Annotated in this window: 19 protein-coding genes and 1 pseudogene; 9 read left to right on the forward strand and 11 right to left on the reverse strand. The window is 54.0% G+C overall.

Annotated elements, in window-relative coordinates; genetic code table 11:
• Positions 1 to 34: 34 nt before the first annotated feature.
• From QMG16_RS13235 to QMG16_RS13245, 3 genes are all read right to left on the reverse strand, one after another.
• Complete coding sequence (locus tag QMG16_RS13235; protein WP_281794870.1) at positions 35 to 469, reverse strand: pyridoxamine 5'-phosphate oxidase family protein; 435 nt, start codon at positions 467 to 469, stop codon at positions 35 to 37.
• A gap of 70 nt (positions 470 to 539) precedes the next feature.
• Positions 540 to 1130, reverse strand: a complete 591-nt coding sequence (locus tag QMG16_RS13240) for a hypothetical protein (RefSeq protein ID WP_281794872.1) — start codon at positions 1128 to 1130, stop codon at positions 540 to 542.
• A 163-nt stretch (positions 1131 to 1293) separates the two neighbouring features.
• Positions 1294 to 2178, reverse strand: a complete 885-nt coding sequence (locus QMG16_RS13245; RefSeq protein ID WP_281794873.1) for a tetratricopeptide repeat protein — start codon at positions 2176 to 2178, stop codon at positions 1294 to 1296.
• Between the two features lie 331 nt (positions 2179 to 2509).
• On the opposite strand from QMG16_RS13245, the gene QMG16_RS13250 reads away from it, so the two are divergent.
• Positions 2510 to 3031 (forward strand): hypothetical protein, encoded by a 522-nt coding sequence (locus QMG16_RS13250; protein ID WP_281794874.1) that lies wholly within the window; start codon positions 2510 to 2512, stop codon positions 3029 to 3031.
• Between the two features lie 149 nt (positions 3032 to 3180).
• Here QMG16_RS13250 and QMG16_RS13255 read toward each other — a convergent pair whose 3' ends face one another.
• A complete protein-coding gene (locus tag QMG16_RS13255) occupies positions 3181 to 3672 on the reverse strand; it encodes an iron-sulfur cluster assembly scaffold protein (protein ID WP_281794876.1) in 492 nt (163 codons plus the stop codon).
• Between the two features lie 21 nt (positions 3673 to 3693).
• The gene (locus QMG16_RS13260; protein ID WP_281794878.1) at positions 3694 to 4071 is read right to left on the reverse strand and encodes a CGGC domain-containing protein; all 378 of its coding nucleotides are present in this window, start codon (positions 4069 to 4071) and stop codon (positions 3694 to 3696) included.
• A 403-nt stretch (positions 4072 to 4474) separates the two neighbouring features.
• Here QMG16_RS13260 and yedE point away from each other — a divergent pair, with 403 nt between their 5' ends.
• The 7 genes from yedE (at position 4475) to QMG16_RS19645 (ending at position 8749) form a co-directional block, all read left to right on the forward strand.
• Positions 4475 to 5632 (forward strand): YedE family putative selenium transporter, encoded by a 1158-nt coding sequence (gene yedE / locus QMG16_RS13265; protein ID WP_281794880.1) that lies wholly within the window; start codon positions 4475 to 4477, stop codon positions 5630 to 5632.
• An 11-nt stretch (positions 5633 to 5643) separates the two neighbouring features.
• On the forward strand, positions 5644 to 5862 hold the full coding sequence (locus tag QMG16_RS13270) for a sulfurtransferase TusA family protein (RefSeq protein WP_281794882.1): 219 nt from the start codon (positions 5644 to 5646) through the stop codon (positions 5860 to 5862).
• A gap of 2 nt (positions 5863 to 5864) precedes the next feature.
• Entirely contained in the window at positions 5865 to 6437 is a 573-nt protein-coding gene (locus QMG16_RS13275) for a putative Se/S carrier protein (protein WP_281794884.1), read from the forward strand.
• Positions 6422 to 7279, forward strand: coding sequence for an NAD(P)H-hydrate dehydratase (locus QMG16_RS13280; protein WP_281794886.1), 858 nt, complete (start codon positions 6422 to 6424; stop codon positions 7277 to 7279). Before QMG16_RS13275 ends, QMG16_RS13280 begins: the two co-directional genes overlap by 16 nt.
• Complete coding sequence (locus QMG16_RS13285) at positions 7276 to 7509, forward strand: hypothetical protein (protein ID WP_281794888.1); 234 nt, start codon at positions 7276 to 7278, stop codon at positions 7507 to 7509. Before QMG16_RS13280 ends, QMG16_RS13285 begins: the two co-directional genes overlap by 4 nt.
• A gap of 635 nt (positions 7510 to 8144) precedes the next feature.
• Positions 8145 to 8360 carry a hypothetical protein gene (locus tag QMG16_RS13290; protein WP_281794889.1) on the forward strand — a complete coding sequence of 72 codons (216 nt, stop codon included), beginning with the start codon at positions 8145 to 8147 and terminating at the stop codon, positions 8358 to 8360.
• Between the two features lie 197 nt (positions 8361 to 8557).
• Entirely contained in the window at positions 8558 to 8749 is a 192-nt protein-coding gene (locus QMG16_RS19645; RefSeq protein WP_373878745.1) for a type II toxin-antitoxin system RelE/ParE family toxin, read from the forward strand.
• A 67-nt stretch (positions 8750 to 8816) separates the two neighbouring features.
• Here QMG16_RS19645 and QMG16_RS13295 read toward each other — a convergent pair whose 3' ends face one another.
• The 3 genes and pseudogenes from QMG16_RS13295 to QMG16_RS13305 all read right to left on the reverse strand — a co-directional run bounded on the left by QMG16_RS13295 (position 8817) and on the right by QMG16_RS13305 (position 15807).
• Positions 8817 to 12698, reverse strand: a complete 3882-nt coding sequence (locus tag QMG16_RS13295; RefSeq protein ID WP_281794890.1) for a helicase-related protein — start codon at positions 12696 to 12698, stop codon at positions 8817 to 8819.
• Positions 12699 to 13708: 1010 nt separating this feature from the next.
• Positions 13709 to 14182: pseudogene (locus QMG16_RS19745) on the reverse strand (DUF499 family protein); the annotation flags it as partial.
• A 227-nt stretch (positions 14183 to 14409) separates the two neighbouring features.
• The gene (locus tag QMG16_RS13305) at positions 14410 to 15807 is read right to left on the reverse strand and encodes a hypothetical protein (RefSeq protein WP_281792283.1); all 1398 of its coding nucleotides are present in this window, start codon (positions 15805 to 15807) and stop codon (positions 14410 to 14412) included.
• A gap of 171 nt (positions 15808 to 15978) precedes the next feature.
• On the opposite strand from QMG16_RS13305, the gene QMG16_RS13310 reads away from it, so the two are divergent.
• The gene (locus QMG16_RS13310; RefSeq protein ID WP_281794892.1) at positions 15979 to 16860 is read left to right on the forward strand and encodes a transposase; all 882 of its coding nucleotides are present in this window, start codon (positions 15979 to 15981) and stop codon (positions 16858 to 16860) included.
• A 1250-nt stretch (positions 16861 to 18110) separates the two neighbouring features.
• Here the strand turns inward: QMG16_RS13310 and QMG16_RS13315 are convergent.
• From QMG16_RS13315 to QMG16_RS13325, 3 genes are read right to left on the reverse strand one after another with little or no spacing between them, the layout of a single operon-like run.
• Entirely contained in the window at positions 18111 to 18836 is a 726-nt protein-coding gene (locus QMG16_RS13315) for a hypothetical protein (RefSeq protein ID WP_281794893.1), read from the reverse strand.
• A complete protein-coding gene (locus tag QMG16_RS13320; RefSeq protein ID WP_281794895.1) occupies positions 18790 to 20523 on the reverse strand; it encodes a GmrSD restriction endonuclease domain-containing protein in 1734 nt (577 codons plus the stop codon). The genes QMG16_RS13315 and QMG16_RS13320 overlap by 47 nt, the downstream gene beginning before the upstream one ends.
• Positions 20524 to 20556: 33 nt before the next feature.
• A complete protein-coding gene (locus QMG16_RS13325) occupies positions 20557 to 20790 on the reverse strand; it encodes a DUF2188 domain-containing protein (protein ID WP_281794898.1) in 234 nt (77 codons plus the stop codon).
• Positions 20791 to 20811: the final 21 nt, after the last annotated feature.

Consider the following 20811-nt stretch of genomic DNA (forward strand, 5'->3'; position numbering starts at 1 on the left):
TTTCCGTTTTCAAAACGGATCGGAGGTCGGAAGATCAGGAAACCCTTTCAAAATGCGCATCCAGAGCCCCTTCCAGCAAGAGGAAAGACTCGATTCGAATACAGAGCACTTCCGCTCGCGGATCATTCACCAGTTGAGCCAGATGAGAATGCTTTTGGGAGATCTTCGACAAGATCGACTTTTTTTCTTGCGGGTCCATCGGAGGGAAATAAGATCCCGAAACAGTCAGAGCACAGGTTCGATCTCGGGAAATATCCATTCTCTCCCGATTGTCGATCAAAAGGCTCACTTGAGGATTTTCCTTAAGATTCATGTATTTTTGAGTATCCTTGAGCGTCGTCATGTACACCACTTCACCCGCATCATCCGTAACGTAGGCCATGAGGGAACAATGGGGCTTGCCGCCCAAACAGGTCGCCAGCACGCACATATCTTTTTCCTTGAGAAAAGCCTTCATCTTATGGAGCATCGTCTTGTCCTTCTCATTGGATCAATGTCTCACCCTGGAGGAACAGGGAGACCGAAGACTCTTTGAAACCCTACTCTGATACATCATAAAGCCCAATGGAATTGAGCTGATACGCATTCAGTTCCGCTTCGGTCCCGCTGAGCGTATCCACCATGGAATAAATGGATTTTCCCTGCTCGTAGCGTCCTTTGGAAAGTTCCATGGTGGTCGCTCCGATATACTTGGCTTGAACCACAAAGAGCCTTTCCAAGAGAGCCGTGCGGCGCGCTTCCAGGATGCTGCACCGGTCCACCAGGCCGATATACTCTGAAAAGAGGCTTTTCCATGGCGAATTCCACTTCCGAGTCCATTGCGCCACTGCGGGAAGGGACGCAAAATCCACCGGTTCCCCCCCGTCAACGTATGCCCGAATGGCCGGAGTCTCCCGAATCACTTCTGCCATATCGGTCCAGCCCGGCTTTTCATGGAGCTGCTTGACCTGCTGCATGGCCGCCTCGGCATCGAGGTAAAACTGAGCGACATCCACATTCAGTTGGTCCAAAGCCTGGTTTGCCTCAACCACCTTGGCCTCCGCCAGGGGGTTCCGGGCCGGAACCGTCGCGCATCCCAGAGAATTGACCAGCATCCATATAAGAACAACGACGGCAAACAAACGGCGCATGCACACGCCCTCCGTTGAAAAAGTGCAACTGTTCACCGCAGAGGACACAGAGAGTGCAGGAAATAAGGAAAGTTCAAAAAAATGTTTTTTCCCTTTCTGCGGCAGCAGTATAACCGGCGGTAAACGGTTACGAGATAGCTCTTTCGTCCCACATGGAGCAGAATCACTCCATCCGGGCTTTGAGCCAGTTCAGGATTCCCGGAGTCTTATTCCATACGACATGGTTGTCATAAACATACATTATGGCTTCGTTCCGGTCACCGAAGCTGAAGTGCTGCGGAAGGTTGTGGGGCATTGCTTTTCGGCCGAGCAGATATTCCGGTACGAACGGATTCTGCTCCAGGGCCTTCTCGAGGAACTCCCCGGCCGACGGAGAATCGCCGTTTTTTCGGAACTCCAGCACAACCCTGGAATACTTCCAGACAGCCATCTCATCCAGTTCGTACCGCTTGAAGAGAGCGTATGCATCCTCGTCTCTCCCCAACTCGATCAGGCAGGGCATCAGCAAATTCCGGATCCCCTGGTTGTCCGTCGGATTGAGCCTCAACAAATCCTGGTAATGCTCCACCGCTTCTTCACGATGCCCCGCCCCCCAGAGGAACTCCGCAAGTCCCTGCCGGGCTCTCATATAGGGCCGGGTTTCCACTATCTCCCAGAAGCGCCCTGCATCCCGTTCGAAAGCTTCCTTGCCGATGGCCCGCTCGCCTGCTTCCACGCCCAGGCGGTAGAGGGCAATGGCATCCGCAATAGAGGTGGAAATCTCCCGGCCGAGCAAAACGTAGGCGTCGGCACAGTCCGATGACAGTTCCAAGGCTTTCTGAGCAAGGGCCACCCTCGTGAGCGGGTCCGTCGTTTGCCAGGCTTTATACATGAGTTGCTGCGCCTCTTCCAGAGCGGTAAGGCGCTTTGCGGCATCGCCCCCTTCCGCATTTGCCCGTTTGCTCCGGGCTACGTGACCCGAAGAAGGCTCAACCCTTTCGTCATCCCGTATCGAGACTCTTCCAGTCTTTTCTTCACTCCGGGCATCTTTTTTCCTGCTGCTCATCATCCCCCTCTCGTCGAAACGCTTTTGAACTCCATCATTTGGCCAATCAACATCCCCCGACTTCGCATCCGCTCGATTCTCGTACATCGAGGCATGGTCGATAGAAAGTACAGACGGCCACTGTTTAACCCGACCCCATCCAAGCTCCTGCATGGGAATCAAACAATAGGACAAGAACAGAATAAGCTCAAGTCATTCCTCACCTGCGTCCGCTCATTGCGCTTGCCCCATTTTCGTTTCAGTCCTTATAATTCATTTATTTTATTGATTTTCCTAACAGTCCCCCCGGCCACCTCCATAAGGGCGGTCAACATCCGATCATTTTTTGATTCCTATGCAAAAAAATCTTTATTTTTTTGTGACCATTCTCCGATGCGATTTGTACCAGAAAGTAACAGGCGTGTTGGCAAAAGCAAAACAAACTGTCAATGGAGGACAATGTATGCGGAAGGTTCGATGGTCAGGATTGATTTTATTATTGGTATTGGTTTTTGGTGTTGGGACCGTATTTGCTGGAGACCGCGATCAAAAAAGAGACAAAAAACGTGACGGCTCCTGCCAAAATTTCATCTCTGTTCAGGATGGTTCCATGAATCTGGCTGCAAAACGCGATAGAACTCGCACCAGAGATAAAGATCGCTCCTGCTTGCAGCTCGCCGCAGACCGCGATCAAAAAAGAGACAAAAAACGTGACGGCTCCTGCCAAAATTTCATCTCTGTTCAGGATGATTCCATGAATCTGGCTGCAAAACGCGATAGAATTCGCACCAGAGATAAAGATCGCTCCTGCTTGCAGCTCGCCGCAGACCGCGATCAAAAAAGAGACAAAAAACGTGACGGCTCCTGCCGAAGCTAGGCGGATAAACGGATATTCCTACATGTTTGAGCATTTCGCTGGAAAAGGAGCGTTTTCTGAAGCCTTTTTCATGATTTAAATCGATTACTTTGTGACACGCCATATCGACCGGACAGCAGCGGTGGAAAATCCAACGCTGCTGTTTTTTTTCAATCCTCTTTTTTGGCCGAACAACAAGGACCACTGCGAGCAGTAGAGGTTTTGCCCTTTTGGGCTTGCTTGACCAAATAATCGTTTGCTGCTGCCTGCAGGGTCTCGGCGGCCAAAAAAGCGCAATGTCGATGGTCTTCGGGGAGCCCCCCAAGGACGGAAAGAATGGTTTCACCCGATATTTCGAAAAGTTCTTCGGGAACCTTTCCGTGAGCCATTTCGGCCGCAAAGGAACCGCACACCACACTGGGACCGCATCCATCCGTTTGAAAGGACGCCTCGACAACCCTTTCTCCGTCAAACTTCAGATAGATCTGCATTTGATCCCCGCAGGTCCCCCTCAAAGTCGCCTCACCATCCGCACCGTACATCTTCCCCATATAAAGTGGATTTTTCCATCGTTCATAGACTTTCTCACCCCAGTCTCTCCTGGTTTCCTCAAAGATGCTCAGTTGGAGCTGCTGCGCAAATGCATCCAAATCTTCTTTCATTACCTTGACCTCGAATAAGATTCACTCAAACACTTCAGGCCGATACCCTTGGGGTAGGTGGGCCGTACCCTTTACACATGGAATTTGCACCTCTCTGGAGACACGTTCAAGGATTGCATCCAAATGATCACAAAACCCTCCGCCCAGGACCCATTTTCCATCTTCCCGACGGGCGAAGGCACAGGTGCACCAGTGGATCACCTCGGCACCCTTGCTTTTCAAGATCTTCGCCAGATCGACAGCGTCCTCTCCCGGGCACCTGCAGGTGAAAACACCCACGAGTTCAGCATCTTCATAACGATCGAACCCCTGTTCGACATTTTTCAGACTGTTGAGACATCCGGTCAAAGGGCAGCGCACCTCGTTTTTTTCGCAACGCATCAATCCGATTTTCGCCATCCGAATCTCCTTCTCGATCCCCAAATAATCCCCCGCGTTCCACCAATTGAAGAACGCCCTCTTTTGCCGCATCCGATGATCACTTTTCTTCAACCCATGCAAACAGAGCAAAGGGCGCGCCAAGGATGAAAGCCAGGACACATAAAGAGATATCCAATTGAAATATAAAATAATATTCTTCAAGAAAAGGCAAAAAGGGGAGCCAAAGCGGTAGCGTTTCAGCTACTATAATACCCAAATATAGATGCTTTATCACTACTGTAGGCGAGACGGTGCGGCTCTCCCGGAGTGACGAGTGACACAAGGAGCATACCGAAGGAGATCGTTTTGCATTGATATCGACAAAACCAATATTTCTCAAGCAATTCATCATTTTTTTGAATTTTACCGCATACTAAGCTTCATGCTATTCACAAAAGCCAAAGATGAATCAGGGCAGACTCTTAAAATCAGGAGAAAAGGAAAAATGGATTCGATCAAGCGCTTTTTTGCCAGCCGGTGGGGAATCATCAGCGTGGGTGCATTCATCGGGGTATTCGCTTCCTTGCTCCAAAAATGGGGGAACCCGGGGAACATGGGCATCTGCGTGGCATGTTTCGAACGCGATATGGCCGGCGCGCTGGGGCTTCACCGTGCGGAGGTAGTGCAATATCTGAGGCCTGAAATCATTGGCTTCGTTTTGGGATCGCTGATTGCTGCCTATCTTTTCAAAGAGTTTCGCCCGCGCGCCGGTTCCGCCCCTATCGTGCGCTTTATTCTCGGCGCCTTTGCCATGATCGGTGCGCTGGTTTTCCTGGGCTGCCCCTGGCGGGCCGTGCTGCGCCTGGCCGGAGGGGACGGCAACGCCATATTCGGACTGGCAGGTCTTGTCTGCGGTATCTGGATCGGGGCACTCTTTCTGAAAAACGGATACAACCTGGGACGCACCCAGGCCACCTATACGTCGGTGGGCTGGCTGCTGCCGCTGACAATGGTGGGATTTCTCGTATTGATGCTGCTCTATCCTCAAGTTGAGGGAGAGGCCAAAAGCGGGGTTCTCTTCTACAGCCTGAAAGGACCCGGTGCCATGCACGCTCCGCTGGCCGTATCGTTGGGGGTCGGGCTGGCGATCGGTTTTCTGGCCCAACGCAGCCGTTTTTGCACCATGGGAGCCTTGCGTGACCTCATTTTATTCCGCCAGACCCATCTGTTGAGCGGCTTTTTGGCTCTGCTGACATTCGCCTTCGTCACCAACCTGATCGTCGGTCAATTCAAACCCGGATTCGAGGGGCAACCCGTGGCCCACACCCAAGAGCTATGGAACTTCGCGGGCATGGCGCTTGCTGGACTCGCCTTCGCTCTTGCCGGCGGATGCCCGGGCCGCCAGCTCTTTCTGGCGGGAGAAGGCGACGGCGATTCGGCCGTGTTTGTTTTCGGCATGATCGTTGGCGCCGCTTTCGCGCATAATTTCGGACTGGCCAGCTCGCCCTCGGGCGTTGGACCGCATGGCATCGCTGCGGTGATAGTGGGCCTGGCCGTATGCCTTTTCATTGGCTTTACGATGCGCAAAACAGCGAAATAAGGAGCGGTAAAATGGCACTTACAGTTGATGCCAGAGGGCTTTCATGTCCGCAACCGGTGCTGATGACCCTGGATGCAATCAAATCCGGATCGGATACGGAAATCATCGTTCTGGTGGACACCGATACCTCGAAGGAAAACGTCACCCGGGCCGCCAACAGCAAGGGCTGGAGCGTTACGGGCATTCAGCCCGACGGTGAGGGCTACAAGCTGACCCTCAAAAAGGAATAACGGTGGCGCTCTTTTCACGCTTCAAGAAAAAATCGAAACCCGCACCGCTGGTTGCGGCCGAGGCAGATCGACAGCAGGCAGATCGCGGGATCCTTATTTTTGAGAACACCAGCGAAGTGATCCAGGCTGAAAAGCTCCTCAAATCGGCAGGCTGGCAGGTTCGGGTCATGGGCCCGCCGGCCGAAATTCAGCGCGGCTGCGACCTTGTCATCGAGTTTCCCCTGATGGAGAAGCTCAATATCAAACGCATGCTTGAATCAGCCGGTATTCCCCCTCTGGAAACAGTCCCGGTGACCGGGCCGTTGCTGCAACCGGTGGACATCTTCCAGACCACCGATTACGGCGCCTATTTGATGGTGCGTGCTGCAAACATGAAGATCAGCATTGAAAAGGCTTCACTCACCATCGTCAATATCTCGGGAGGCGGTTGCCCGGATGTGCCCTATCTGGCTGCCATGATGGTCGGCAAACCCTTGGCGGACGCTCCCAAACCCCGGGATATCGGCCATACCCTCTGCGGCTACGCCCTGCAGCTGGCGTACGAAGAGATCGTAAAACAATGCTCGTCGTCGTAGGGACCGTGCCTGATCCGGGCATTCCGATCCTGGTTGGAGAGGTGGGTACCTCAGAGGGGCAGATCACTGTTACGGATCGATCGTTTCCGGTCAACCGTGGTACACCGGCTCTTCTGGCGGCTGCGCTCCAGGTCTCCCGCACATTGGGTCAACCGCCGCCTTCGGCCTGTCTTGTCGGAGACATCGGCCTGGGAGACGGCAGCCGCCGTCTGTACCGTTTTCTATGCGAAAACACGGAGCAGATGGAGTGCGATGTCATCGTTTTTCATTACCTCCAACCCGATGTGGACTGGCACAACCGGGTCCTTTTCGCCCTCCAGGAGATGGCCCGAACACCCATTCTCATCGCCGACGCGGGTTTCATGTACGCCGCTAAAATGAGCGGGGAGGCCGAGGCCTACGACCTCTTCACCCCCGATATCGGGGAGCTTTCCTTTCTGGCCGACGAAAAGGCGCCCCACCCCTTCTATACCCGTGGCTTCATTCTCCATATGGAGGAGCGGGTACCGGAGATGATCGCCAGAGCCTACCGGTTCCAAAACGCCGCACGCTGCCTCCTGGTCAAAGGCAACCGCGATTATGTCGCCGACCGTGAAGGAATCCGGGCAATCATCGATTCGCCCAGTGTGGCCACCCTTGAGCCCATCGGCGGCACCGGAGATACCCTCACCGGGATTGCAGCCGCCCTGATAGATTCGGGCATGCCGCTGCAGGACGCCGCACAGATGGCTGCCGGAATCAACCGGCTGGCCGGACACTACGCAAAGCCTACACCCGCCACCCAGGTCTCGGAAATCATCGACCATATTCCCCGGGCCCTGAGGGAGTTGATTCACGCATGAAAACGCCTCCCCAGGATATCCCCAACCCCATCACACCCGAAATGACGGTGCTGGATATTGTCAGCCGTTATCGCGAAACCGAGGCGGTATTCAAAAATTATGACACGTATGCCGGAGAATGTATCTGCTGCAAGGCCTTGTTCGATTCATTGCAGGATGTGGCGGATAGATATGCACTGAACCTGCCGGAACTGCTGGATGCTCTGAACGAAGCCATCCGGCAAGAGTGATGCGACGACAGACACCGGCTTCTTCAATCTCCTCAAGTCCATATGCCGGAACATCAAACCTCGTCAAGCATTCCAGGCCGCTTTATCCCATCAGGGGTTGAGCGTGGGCTGCGCGAGACACAGAAAATGTCCCCACGGTTTCAACTATGATTTCCTTGGTCGAAGCGGTAGTCTTCAGGCAAATTGAACGAATGCGCGTTCACCGGAAGAAGCGCTCCCGCCTAGCACTGGATCGTTCCTCCTCCACAAGGATGATCTTGAACTTCTTGCCTTCCTTATCCGCTCCGAGACTTCTTTCAGGAATAAGAACGCCGTCCTTGAATGAAATGAAACGCAACAAACAATAATGACATGTCGCGTTTCGAAACTCAACGCGACCTACGTGCCGGGATGCATATTGGGACTCCCAATTCCAACATGCAGATTGAATCCAATCACTTTGGATCGCACCCTTTTCATTATCATGTCATTTCTTCGAAGCTAAGATAAGAAGTGAGATGGTACGTCATTTGCCTGGAATTCATCAGGAGAGCGTTTACACCGTTCACAGCGACAAATCGAACAGCATGAAAGGTGGAGGATATTTCAAAAGATGAAGATATCCCTCACCCCACACAAATCATGGAGTTATAAGAGTGGGAAACGGCAAGCCTTTTGGGGAGATTTTGGAAGATGCTGATAAGCTCACCCTGGAAGAACAGGAAGAGTTGATAGATGTTTTGTCTCGTCGCATTGCCGAGCGTCGTCGGAACCTGCTGGCTCGAGATGTGCGGAGCGCTCGAGATGAGTTGCGCAAAGGTCGTTGTAGGCCGGTCACCACCGATGAGATCATGACGGAAATATTATCATGAAGCGTCTCTTGCTCCGGTCCAATGCTTTCATTCGGGCAGCACGCCGGATCGTGAATAAGAACCTATCCAGAAACCACCTGTGGACTTTGCGACACCCCCCTTTAATTCCCCCCTCGAGGGGGGAATTAAAGGGGGGTGTCCGCTGCCGAGGTAGGTTTTTGGATAGGCTCTAAGAACCCTCAACTCACCGAAGATATCTGGCACTGGAACTCCTGGCTGAAGATGCTTTCCACCCCCTGTTAAGAACCCATAAATTGAAGGGAAAGCTGGAAGGATCATGGGCATGCAGTGCGGGATATGATCTCAGAATCATTTTTGAATTTACCCAATACGAAGGATCAGAAACCATTCTCCTGGAATCCATCGGAACACACCAAGAAGTTTACTGATGGTTCTATCTTTCGAATACCCCATCTCGAGATGGGCCAAAATGTATTGCAAGGAGATGAACCGTCCTCAAGTCCTTGCCACCTTTATCATCCTCTCAAGGCGGCTGAGGACCTCGTCGGTCAGGAGTTCGGATTTTTTGGCCCGCATGGCGTCGGCTTCGCGGCATGCCGCTTCTATGGCGGCTTTCAGGAATACTTTTGGTGTGTCGATGTACGTGTCCTCTCCAGCGTGCGTGATGCTCACATCCAACAAGAGTCCGGAGAGCTTTCTCGCAACGCCTGAGGGGATATGCCGGATTCTCAAGGATTCCCGGTCCTTGTAATCCTCTTCGATGCTTTCGATCTCCCGCCAGAAGAGGGTCTGTCCTTTCCCGAGCATTTTGCGATCCATCATCAAGCCTCGGATGATCAAATAGTTCAAGACGATCTGCGAACGGGCGGCGCGTTCGTTTTCCTTTTCGATTTGGGGCATGGAAATATGAACCTTGAGGTCCTCCTCCGTGAGTTTCCGCAAGCTTTGAAGGGACGCGGCGGTATCCGCCTCAGTGATTACCCCGTCTTCCTTTATAGATATATCCCCGGACTCAGAGCAGGAAGTGACCAAGCGGCAAATTGTCTTCCCCTCTTCATCGAGCGTGGCCGCCGCATAGCCGGCCCCCTCGAAAGAAAGCTCGGGAATTTCACATTGAAGTCTCTTGAGGCATGGCGGCAAGTCATAGCTTGTCAAATGATCCAGGAGCGCTTCAAAAACAGGGTCCCCATAGGTGCAGAAGTGAAGGCTCCCCTTGAATTCGGCGGCATCCTTCTCGAAAGTCTCCCGGGAAGTCGTCACAAAAGTATTTTCGGGCACGCCAGGGATGTTGGAAAGCTTCAGAATCTTTTTTTCAGGTCCTCCCTCCACGGTACAGCCAAGACCCTGCAGGTAATGCGACCGTGAGAGCACCTGCCAGATGTCCTCGAGCGTCGCGGGAGCTTTGCGTGATGCGTCACTCCCGATCATCCGGGTATAAATTTCATGCAGGTCTTGTGGGGGGATCTCTCTTGAAGCGGTCCGCTTCCGGAACAAGAGAGCCCTTTCCTTCGCCAGCTTCTCCAACTTCTCGGCAAAGGACGGATTTTCAGCCAGCTCCTGAAATTCGTCTCTTGTAACGGGCAGAAGAGAAATCTGCTGCGTCCCCACGATGGCGCCCGCCTCGATGAGGCGCTGCCACAGTCTGCCGTACACCACTTCTTCGGCGGACCCCACGTAGCAAAGATTCGCCACAAAAATGACGGGATTCTTCTGACCGATGCGGTCGATGCGCCCGATGCGCTGCTCCACCTTCATGGGATTCCACGGCAGGTCGAAGTTCACCAGGAAGTCCGCACTCTGCAGGTTGAGCCCTTCCGCCGCGGCATCGGTGCACACGAGCACATCGATTTCTCCGCGCAAAAACCGGTGCTTGATGATCTCCCGCTCGACGCCGACCCATTTCAAATCCTTCGGACGGACATACTGCCCTCCCTGCCCCGAATAGGTCCCGATGAGCATCCTCGGGCCGGCACGCTGCAGTCTTTGCACTATGTCCGTCAGCGTATCGAAAAAGCGCGTGAAGATGACGGTCTGGCGTATGCGGTCGGTCCCCTTCACCCGCCGTGCATCCAGGATCCGAAGGAGCTCGGCCATTTTGGAGGAGGTCCCCGTCAGGTCCCTAAGATTTCGCAGCATCCCCCCGAGATGATCCTTTTCCCACTGGAGGTCTTGGGGACTGCGCCCTTTGAGGAGCGTATCGACCGCTTTTGAGTCGTCATCCCCATCTTCCAGGAGGTCTTCCATATCCAGCAGGCAGGTCTCTTCAGCCTCTCTGCCCTCGAAAGCGTTCAGAGTAGCCTCGATCCTTTCCAGCCTGCGGCGGACCGTCTCCCGGATGGCAAAGAGGCTGGAGGCGAATCTCAGTCGCAGAAAGCTCAGATAAAAGCCTATGGCGCTCCTGCCCCGCGCGTCTCTCTTCCCCGCCATGCGGCCTGCCAGTTCCCGGCAGTAGTCTTCGAGCCGTTCGTAAACCTCACGCTCCTGTTCCGTGAAATAAACGGCTGCCAGGGGAAGAACGACACGGGAGGCCAGGGTCCCGCTCAGTTGCCCCTTTTCCCGATACACTTCCAGGAGGGTTCGAGTGTGGCGCAGCATGACCCGCGAGAGGGGAGCACACGAAAAGATCAGCCGGAGCATTCTTTGCCGGTCGCCGCCGCACGGCGCTTGCCCATAATCCAGCCATTTCTTCACGCTGATCCTGATGCGCGCATCGATGACCGCGCGCTCGATGAATTTCCAATGCTCGGGATCAAGGGTTTTGAGAGAAAGTATCGCTTTCCGCAGGAATTCCCATTCCTTTTCCGAAACGGCGGCCCCGCTCACCAGGTTTCCCAGTACCTCGTAAAACGCCAGGGTCAGGCTCGGATCGAATTGAAATACTCCCGCGCGCCGCGTCAATCGCAAAAGGTCGCTCACCTCGACGGGATCCAGCTGCATGGGCGTTGCCGTGAGCAAAGCCAGGCTCCGGGCTTTCTTCCGCAGTTCGTTCTGCAGCGTCAGGTAAAGATGTCCGTACCGAGGATGGGCGCGGTTGCCCTCGGTGGTATTCTTGCGGCGCGCGTAATGCGCTTCATCCACCAGAACGAAGTCGAAATCCCGGGCCGCCCTCAAATCTGCCAGCCGTTCCTCCCTCACCAAGAGACTGCTCGAAAGGATGGTCAGCAGCGGAGCATACAGGGAATCCGCGGACTTCTCCTGCTCGTAGGGGAGAAGGTATTCGTGCCTCGGCGTTTTGCCTCCCAGGGCCCGGGCAAAGGGCAGATAAAACTTCGACTCCATTTCCCTGAGCCACTGCTGCGTGAGGCTTGCCGGAGCCACAATGAGCACGCGTTTTGCCAGCCCGGCAAGATAGAGGGAACGGACGGCAAGCCCCGCTTCGATGGTTTTTCCAAGCCCCACTTCATCGCAGAGCAGGTGCCCCGCGGGCCATGAATCGATGATGCGGCGCGCCACAACGGCCTGATGGGGCCAGGGAGAAACGGGTGCCGTTTCCATGCCCACGTATTTCCCGCCGGGCAGCCGGGGCGCGTCCCTGAGCAGGGCAAACCGCAGGAGCTCCAGGGGAGAGGGAGGATGCACCTTGAGCGGCGCGGCCCTGCTCCCGTCCACTTCAACAGGAGGCATCTTCAGGTCCCCGGCAAGGGAGATCAGTCGCCGCCTCACGGCTTCCGGCAAATCCAGGACCTTGAACGCCCGATTCCGGTCATTCCACAGGTCCTCAAAATCCCGCTCCGCCTCATCCGCCCTCAGTTTTTCCGTTTCGCCGCACCAGTCGCAATGGACGTCAATATTTTCCGCATTGAGAACGAGCGCCGTATGGGACTCGTTGAGGGAGCCCGATGTGTAAATCCTCCGACCGGAAGCATCCCTGAAAATGGCCCATTTCATGTGAACATAGCCGTCCTCGATGGATTCGAAAGCCAGGGGCTCACCCGTCCGGCAGTGCATCCGGAAGGCGACCTTGATTTCGAGGAACCCTCGCGCGACCATCCAGGCAAGGAGCCTTACCCCGTTCGCAACGCTTTTGGGCCAATCGTCCGGCCCGGCAAGCTCCTTTGCGAGATTTCCAGCGAGCCTCTCTTGGGAGCCCTGCAAAATCGCCCGGACATCCTTGAGGTCCAAATCGGCGCCCACAATGAACCGGGCCTTCCCTTCTCTTCCCACAAAGGCAGAAAATCCCTGGGACGCAGCGGCAAGCGACGTGGAGCGGAAATAGCCCGCCACACGATCGTAGCCCACGGCCCGCTGCAGCGCCGGGATGTAAAAATCGTGCAGGATATCCACCGGGGAGCCATCGCTCTTTATGGAAAAGGAGCGATAGCTGATGCGCCAGGGAAAATCCTTGAAGCACGGGTGTTCGGATTCGAGGGAGCTCACCGACGATATCCCTGCCTCGAAGCCAGATCATACCGGATGGTTTCCGCTTCTTTCCTGAGTTTTTCCTCGGGGACCTCGGCGGCCCAGACCTCCAGGAGATTGATCACCCTTTGCGGATTGCCCCCGCCATGTTGCTCCAGGTACCTGTGAGCCACCGGAGCCCCTCCCCTGCGGTGCTCCTGGATGAGCCCCTGCAGGAGGTCCCAATCCGTCTGAGGCTGCCGCAGCCGCTTTTCGTTCCGCTCTTCCGGCCTGGCGATCCTCAGCTTGGAGCCCGAACGAACGAGCGGAGCGTGATACCCTGACTCATCGGCGGCGGCTCCCCGGCTTCGCCTGGATGCGACGGTGGGGGTCTGGCTCGACTCGAAAAAGAGCGCCGAGAGGGCCTGGAGCATCTCCCGGGTTTGGACTCTCTCCGCGCTGATCAGTTCCCCTTCGGAGAGAAGGACGCGCCGGAGCTCCTCCAGAATGGAAAAGCCCCCCTCTCCCCCGCTGGTCTTGATGTCCTTGTAAACGATCTGCCCGGAAGCGGATGGGTACCAGACGCCGTCATAGGTTTGAGCCAGGGCCGTTTGAAGGGCGAGCTCCCGTTCTTTCTGCCGGGCCAGAAAATCGGCATCGTTCAGCTTGGAGGGGTGGACTCCGTAGTCTTCGGGCTTTTCCTTGAGCCTGCGCATGGCGATGACCCAACGAGCCAGGTCCTGCAGGCGGTTGAGCGTTTCAACCGCCCTGCGCACCCTCTCTTCGTTCCAGATTTCGCCTTTCACATGCACGGTATTGGGAACCGGGAGAAAAACATGATTCTGCCGGATGCATGGCCGATTGGGGCCGACGGTGGTAATGAACGTTTCCGGGTCGATTTCCCGCGCATCCAGGGTGATCATGGCCAGGACCGGCTGGTTCTTGTTGTCCGCCACATGCTCCGGAGCGGAGACATCATGCTCGATGTGGAAAGTTCCGGTTCCACCCGAGACGGTTTTTCGCGCTGTGGCTGAGAGCATCTCCATGGAGGGTGCGGCATAGGAAGCGGCTTCCTGTTCGACGCTCCGGTAGAGACTTTCTCCTCCGATCTGGTAGGCAATCTCACCCCACAGGGTATACGGCACCAGGCGCGTCCCTCGAGGCTTGTGCACCGGGATTTCGTCACCGGCCACCCCCACCACACTGACCTCGCCGGGAGCGGGCAACAGAGCCGGGTCCAGGATTCCGTCAGCCACGGAGGCCAGTTCGTTGCCGCGAAACCCGAGATGGGCCAGGGCGATCAAAATATGCGTCTTCCCCCCGCCGAACGCCGTTTCGAGGCGGTGAATCGCCGGGGATCCCCGGCCGGCAATACGGCCGAAGACATCTGTGAGGACGAGTCGAAGCCCCTCCGTCGGGTAGGTCCCCTGGCTGAAGAACTGCTCGCCGTCCGTATAAAGGTCGTGTGAGATCGACGAACGGCCCCGGTAGCAGTCCATGACCTGGCTCAAACTGGCTGTAAATGCGAATTAAGGGTTGAGGATCTTTCCCACCCTGTTATGACTCAAGAGAGACACGATTCAGCAGTGAAGATCCAGTAGATCTAACCACAGCTCAAAAGTGCTCCCATGGCGTTCAATGCAGTTGATCCCAGGTTGAAGATACAGCTATCCCATGTGCACTCATTCTGGTGCTGTTTATAAAGATTTATAGATGTATGGGGGATCAGAGCCTGGAACATGGACATCCTTCAGGAAGTGTCAAATCGTATTTGGAATGGCTGTGCCCGGACTCTATCGAGGAAGTCCCGAGCGAGCCTGAGGTTGCGCCAAGCTTCGAGAAGTCTGAACGCGATGTTTTTGGCCGATCCCACTCCCGTGGGGAAAGCTCTCCGAAAGAGACTGCCTCTTTGGATGAGCTGAAAAAGAGTGCAGGCGATCTGCAAGAGAAGGTAGAAGATCTTGCAGGCGACATCATTGTTGCTGTAAACATGTTCCAGTTCAAATCCCCCGTTTTTTTGGACATTGAAGCCCTCGTTTTCAATGATCCATCTGCTCCTTCCTCCATCGTTGGCTATTTCGATGGCGCTTGCCTGACTGATTTTGAAATTGGTAACCCACTGGAATCGAGTGGTCCTGATCTGCCCTGTCTTATCCGGTTTGGTCTCAAGGCACCGGAGAACGCAAAGGGAGTGCTCTCTGTTTTCAGTATCGATATAGGGAATATTGTTTACCCACCGGTATTGCTGGTGAATTCTGGCTTCTTTGCCTGTCCGGTACTCGAGGTGACACTCAGGATGGAATCTCTGGAGGGCCTCGAACTGTTGCTCAACGGAGGGGAGGTTATCCTTGTGAACGATCAAGAACTTCCAGCCGTATCGGTTGCACAGGTCAAAGGTGGGGCCGCCGGCAAAGAGGCTATCGAGGCTGATGCACAGGGGAAGCCGGGGGAATCTTTCTTTGAGCCTTTGTGCAAGCCGGTAGAAAGCCTTGAGCTCACAGTCCTGTTTGCCGGGATTCTCCCCGGGGTTCTCGATGAATTCCGTCATAAGGGAGAAGGCGAATCCGTTTGGGGTCACGAGCTTTGCCTCGAGCACCTCGTGGTAGTAGATCGTCTTGGTTCCGTGAGTCCGGGTGAGACAGTACGGGCAATGTCTCTTGTCGAAGGAAATGGTCCCCGTCCCATCGACAGCCACAACATAGTAGATGCCCCGAAGTCTCCAGCGAGAGAGCACCTTCTTTCTGATGAGGGTTTCGGCCATCCCGGTAACGGCCTCTTGAGCCTCTTGCGGAGAGAGCCTGAGGTAGAGATCATTAAGGGTATCACCATGGGGAAAGGAGTCGACACCGAAAAGGATCTCGAACTTTTCCCTGGAGGGCTCATTCTTTCGGAGTTGGTATGTGACCTGTCTTCTGGCTCCGAGTCTCAGCAAGAACATGAGAACTCCTGCAAAGCAAAGAGATGCAAGAGGGTAGTTGATCTTCCTCTGGTCTCTCGGATCGGATGCGCCTCCAAAAATCTTCTGGAAACCACCGAAGAAATGCTCCACCGTCTTGATGAGAATTCCGATCAGAGCTTCCTGCTCCTGCTCAGCGCTGTCCGTGGTAGGATTCATGGTTCGGAAATCAAAAATGAGATTGTTTTTCAATGCGGCCTCCTTCACCCAACGGGAACTCCAGTTGAGCGTGAAGAAATTATTTTCTCTCTTGAGAGGAAGCCCTCTCGTTTTTTGATTTTATCCCGATTTACTGTGCGAAGAAAAATCAATCGTTATTGCTGGACACGATTTTGAGTACATAGACAGAAGTGAGGAAGAAAGATGCCCGATACAATGCTAATTGAAATTTACCTCTTCGTTTGCGAACAGTTCAAGTCTGGCCTTTGGCAGCATGTCCAGAGGTTCAGCAATAACATGGACCCTGAGTTTACGGATGAGGAAGTGATGACGATCTACCTTTTTGGCATCATCCAGAAAAGGAGAAATGTAAAGGAGATCTATGACTACATCTGCGATCACTTCTCATCGTGGTTTCCCCACCTGCCATGCTATGGGGGATACATCCAGAGGCTCAACAGGATAAGCTCTGCTTTCCCTGTGCTCTGTGAGGCGGCTAAAGAGAACTTGCCTCAGGCAAACATCCTCAGAGAGATAGGCATGCTGGACTCCTTTCCCGTTATTATGGCTTCTGAGAAGAGGAGCGGCAAGGCGCGAGTGGCATCCTTTTTTGCCAATAAGGGCTACTGCTCCTCCAAGAAGATGTACTACTATGGAGTGAAGGTGCATGTTCTTGGGCTCAGATCTCCCGGCACCCTGCCACAGCCTGACCGAGCTCTGGTCACTCCGGCATCAGAGTTCGATCTAAACGTTCTGGAAGGCATCGCCTCAGAGTTACACGACATCGATCTGTTCGTAGACAAAGCCTATATCGATTCACAGCTTTCCGAGCAACTTTGCCCTCAAATGGTTCACATCTATGCTCCTTTTAAGAAGAAAAAGGGGCAAGAGATTCTACCCCTTGCTCAGAGGGCCTTCTCTAAGGCGGTCAGTGCAATCAGGCAACCTCTTGAGTCACTCTTCTCCTGGATTGGGGAGAAAACGGGTATCGAGATCGCTTCGAAAGTCCGCTCCTTCAAGGGGCTCTTGGTTCATGTTTTTGGAAGGCTTGCGGCAAGTTTTCTGCTGCTGAGCCTCAACCCTTAATTCGCATTGTAAATATTTCAGGATTGAATGTTCCCTGCAGAATGTCTCTACGAGGCTGCCAGGCTTCAATAATGGTCCGCATGGTCGAATCCTTTGGCTGCTTTCTTGTTCACACTCATAAAGACCGGAAAATGGCCGGATGAGAACTGAATCCATTCAATCTTTTAGACCACAGGGCGCTTTAACGCAATGTCTTACAAAGCAATAATTTTTTAATCAGCAAAGGAAGCGGCTGGAATTCTATAGGCGGATTTTGTGTTTGTTCGAATCGAGTCGCCTTTGTAACGGCAGTTTCACAAAATACATCGATATCGGACGCTGTTCGGACTGACTTTAGATTCAACGGGTGAAATGAAAATTGTGTTGATATGAAGGAAACGATCAGAAACATCACCAGCAAGGAATCTACGTGAAGCACTACAAGGAGGAAATCCTGACTGCGGAGCGTGTGAATTTCCGGATTCGAATTCGTTTTTCACAAGGCTTTTTGCTGGAGTTGAAGAATTTCCATCATCATAATAAGCACTTGGAGAGAGGAGTAGTGGATTGCGAAAGGCCATCAGATCTTTAACCACGTATCGTTTTCGAGTTTTGTTGGCATCCTTCGATGAGAACCCAAATGTCAACAGAACCTGGCGCCTTGGAGCAGCCTGTTACGCGCAGAGAAGACGTTTAACCAGACACCAGGGAACTGGACCATGAACGCATGGCTGAACGATGATGGGGGCACCGGCCGCCTTGATCCAAATAGCATCACGGATTTTGTGGTTGTATGCCTACACGATGGGATGAGGTGAGACTGGCCAGAAGCGACCTTGGCGCCGTTATTTTTTACGAAAAACAAAATCCGCACGAAAAACGCCCTCTTCTCAATTTTGTACTTTCGAACTCCATCTGGAAGGACGGGAAGCTCATCCCCAATTACCGAAAACCCTTTGATTTACTCGCAGTTACGAACACTGTCTACAAACGGCAAAAGGCCGTTTCCCTATCGGAAAACGGCCTTCTTGATTTCTGGCTCCCCGTGTGCAACCCTCTTCATAACCGTTCTCTTTCTCTCGCAGTTAACCGAAAACCTTCAATATCAACGGATTATCAAAGATCAGGCCGTTCCCGGCGAGGCAGAAGCGGCGTCAATGTCGATTTCCCAATTACTCTACACGACGCGAATGTCGCAAGTCGAGTCGTGATCTTGTCGCAAGTTGTGTCGCAAACCTGTCGCAAAGATCACCTCCTTTCCAAAGGACCGTTCAAAGTTCCCATACAACCTCGCAGGCCAGGTATTCGCTCAGGACCATTCGTACAATCACCCCGCCTGTTTCGGACACTGAATATCGGTAACGCCCCGGTTGAACCACGACCCAACCACCTGAGAGCGGGAGTCGGTCCGGAGATTTCCCGAACGCCCTCAGGAACGCCCGGCTGCCGATTTCCGGCCACAAGTCGGTCTCGTCATCGCCGGCGACCTGCTCGAACGCCGATCTTTGGTCATCGCTCAATATCTGTAGGGGCGCAAAACCGACTATGCTCGGTTTCTCCAGTTTCGGGTACAACTCATATGCGGCGTGCCCTCTTGCGAGTTTCAGGATCACGTTCCGAACCCGACCAGCCTCCGGTTCCCATATCAAGTCGTCCGCCTCATCTTTTTTCCAAGCCCCCTCTATCCTCAATTGCAACGCCGGATTTCCTTCCAGAATGCGCTTGACGTTGGGACGATGAAGATCAGAGGCCTCTGCGCCGCCGTGGATGACACAATCCAAGAAGCAAGCCAGATATTGCTCATCCAGCGAGAACGAAGAGTTGCACTTTTTGCAGGCACCGACGACCGGCAACTCCGGCGGATAGGGTTCATCCAACAGGACCTTCGAAGGAACGTGGTCGCGCGTATCCGGATGGGTGCCGCAATAAACGCACATGCCGGTGTGGCGTTCATCGATGAATAGATGGCGCGGGTCCATCATTGCCCGTTTGTGCAATCCGATTATCCTGAGTCTTCTGCGCAAGAAGATACGAGAATTTATCTCTAATCAACTTCTTGCGCTCTTCAATGAAGTCTTCGAAGCGGTCGATCTTCCAGAGGTCCTTATCCTTCGGTACCAAGTGCATGTCGAGGTAGCTTTCCGGCTTGTCGGCGAACCAGACTTCGGGCAGGGTATCGGATTTACCGCCCGCACCGTTTTCCGCCTGGGTCAACAACATGCAGTTGGCCAACTGGTCGCGCGAATCCTGTTTGTATTTCACGATGCTGAGCCGACCCGTTTCCGGGCTGGCGGCTTTGATCTTTCTCAGGGCGCTCTGCGGAAAGATGTGGTCGACTTGCGGAAGGCTGTTGTCGTAAGCAGGTGTGTAATTGAACTCACGGTACCACAGATTGAAAAGCAGATGGATCGAGTCGGAACCGTAACCCATCTGCCAGAAGCGATCCTCGGTAAGTTCGAGACTTCGTCCTTTCGAACGGATGGCGTCGAACAGATGATTGAGATCGAAGCCGTTCCGCTCCCTGATCTTTCCGACGCAGTCGTCGATGAGTTGGTCCGGGGTTCCGCTGAATGCGCCGCTGATTAGAGCACGCAGCAGGTAACTGTCTATCCCCTGCGCGGCCTTCCAGTTATCCGGAAAATGATAGCGGGAATAGACCAACGGAATCAGGACAAGATAGGACGGCAAGGCTTTGTCACATCGGATGAAGGTTTTCCCGCGGACGAAGTCCAGAACGTCTTTCAGCGCTTTCGTGATGTCCTGCCACCTGGTTTCGATTTCCTCCCGCACGCCCGGTTTGCGGAACTTCGAGACCTCATAGCGTGCGCCTTGGTTCAACAGCGTAAGGCATGATTTCAAAACGAAATCACGAGTGAATGCGAAGCCGTGGCGGTTGAGGTCCGACAGGAGGTCTTCCATCTGTTCGTCGGCGCGGTCCCAGCTTGAGCTCAGCAAGGAAAAAAGCAGATCGGATTTGCCCAACCGCGTGCCGCCGGAATTAGCCCGTATAAAGACCTCCACAACGTCGTCTTCGGTGTAGAGTTCGGCGTTTTCGGTGCTGTCGAGCTCCTGGTATGAAATCCCGTCGTCGGAATGAAAAGTCTTGAATACGATGCCGACGTGGCGGCTGATTTTGCGACGTTCATCAGGGGAGAGTCCGCGGCCCGCTTTGGCGATCAGGTCCTCCGCGGCGGTAAGCGGATCGGCGGTATTGAAGACCAGGTCTTTGAATCTGATCCACGGAAAGCCGGCTTTGCCTGCGTCGAGAAAGGCAAACCTGAACTTGACGTCGTCCGGAGCGGACACCTCTCCGCTTAAAATGTCGAGGAAAAGCTCCCGCCCTTCGTAGCTGCCGCACAGACCGATGAACAGGCTTTGAAGTCTCTGCTGACCGTCCAGAACCAGACATTTCTTCCTGCCGTTTTCGGGGACGTAAAAATCGCTCAACCGGAGCTTGCTGCGGTAGTTGTCGATGAACTTTCTGTGGCGGACCTCAGCCTTGGTCTTCCATATCAGCAGAGTGCTGATGGGGTATTCCCTCAGAATCGAGTCGAAGAGACGGCAGATCTGGTCCTCGCTCCAGACGAACGGCCGCTGGATATTGGGCAGCCAGAAACCGCCGTCCTCGTCAGGATTGTTTAAGAAGCTGACGATCTTCCGCAGGGAATGTTTCGGTGTCTTCATTATTCAGCGCCGCCTCCATCACATTGCACATTCTTATCCCTTGGGCGGATATGGGTCCTTTCCGTAGGTGTGCTCGGTCTGAATCGTCATATCCTTCTTGTGGATCACCACCTGCCCGAGCTCCTGGTTTTTCGCAAGTTCCTTGGCTCGATCCACAGCCTCCGCCTTCGTATCGTGGCTGCTGGATGCTCTTGATGCCTTCTCTTCCTTGACCTTCCAGCCGCCGTCGGTATTGGGTGTCACATGGTAAGTCTTGCGCTTCGACATTTTCATACCTCCTGATTTGAG

Origin of the sequence: Desulforhabdus amnigena, from assembly GCF_027925305.1 — a bacterium.
Taxonomy (GTDB): domain Bacteria; phylum Desulfobacterota; class Syntrophobacteria; order Syntrophobacterales; family Syntrophobacteraceae; genus Desulforhabdus; species Desulforhabdus amnigena.

What these genes read in the sequence shown, in the direction of transcription:
- QMG16_RS13235 (WP_281794870.1), bottom strand. Translation starts at nt 469, where the DNA reads ATGCTCCATAAGATGAAGGCTTTTCTCAAGGAAAAAGATATGTGCGTG.
- QMG16_RS13240 (WP_281794872.1), bottom strand. Translation starts at nt 1,130, where the DNA reads ATGCGCCGTTTGTTTGCCGTCGTTGTTCTTATATGGATGCTGGTCAAT.
- QMG16_RS13245 (WP_281794873.1), bottom strand. Translation starts at nt 2,178, where the DNA reads ATGATGAGCAGCAGGAAAAAAGATGCCCGGAGTGAAGAAAAGACTGGA.
- QMG16_RS13250 (WP_281794874.1), top strand. Translation starts at nt 2,510, where the DNA reads ATGCAAAAAAATCTTTATTTTTTTGTGACCATTCTCCGATGCGATTTG.
- QMG16_RS13255 (WP_281794876.1), bottom strand. Translation starts at nt 3,672, where the DNA reads ATGAAAGAAGATTTGGATGCATTTGCGCAGCAGCTCCAACTGAGCATC.
- QMG16_RS13260 (WP_281794878.1), bottom strand. Translation starts at nt 4,071, where the DNA reads ATGGCGAAAATCGGATTGATGCGTTGCGAAAAAAACGAGGTGCGCTGC.
- yedE (WP_281794880.1), top strand. Translation starts at nt 4,475, where the DNA reads ATGCTATTCACAAAAGCCAAAGATGAATCAGGGCAGACTCTTAAAATC.
- QMG16_RS13270 (WP_281794882.1), top strand. Translation starts at nt 5,644, where the DNA reads ATGGCACTTACAGTTGATGCCAGAGGGCTTTCATGTCCGCAACCGGTG.
- QMG16_RS13280 (WP_281794886.1), top strand. Translation starts at nt 6,422, where the DNA reads ATGCTCGTCGTCGTAGGGACCGTGCCTGATCCGGGCATTCCGATCCTG.
- QMG16_RS13285 (WP_281794888.1), top strand. Translation starts at nt 7,276, where the DNA reads ATGAAAACGCCTCCCCAGGATATCCCCAACCCCATCACACCCGAAATG.
- QMG16_RS13310 (WP_281794892.1), top strand. Translation starts at nt 15,979, where the DNA reads ATGCCCGATACAATGCTAATTGAAATTTACCTCTTCGTTTGCGAACAG.
- QMG16_RS13320 (WP_281794895.1), bottom strand. Translation starts at nt 20,523, where the DNA reads ATGAAGACACCGAAACATTCCCTGCGGAAGATCGTCAGCTTCTTAAAC.
- QMG16_RS13325 (WP_281794898.1), bottom strand. Translation starts at nt 20,790, where the DNA reads ATGTCGAAGCGCAAGACTTACCATGTGACACCCAATACCGACGGCGGC.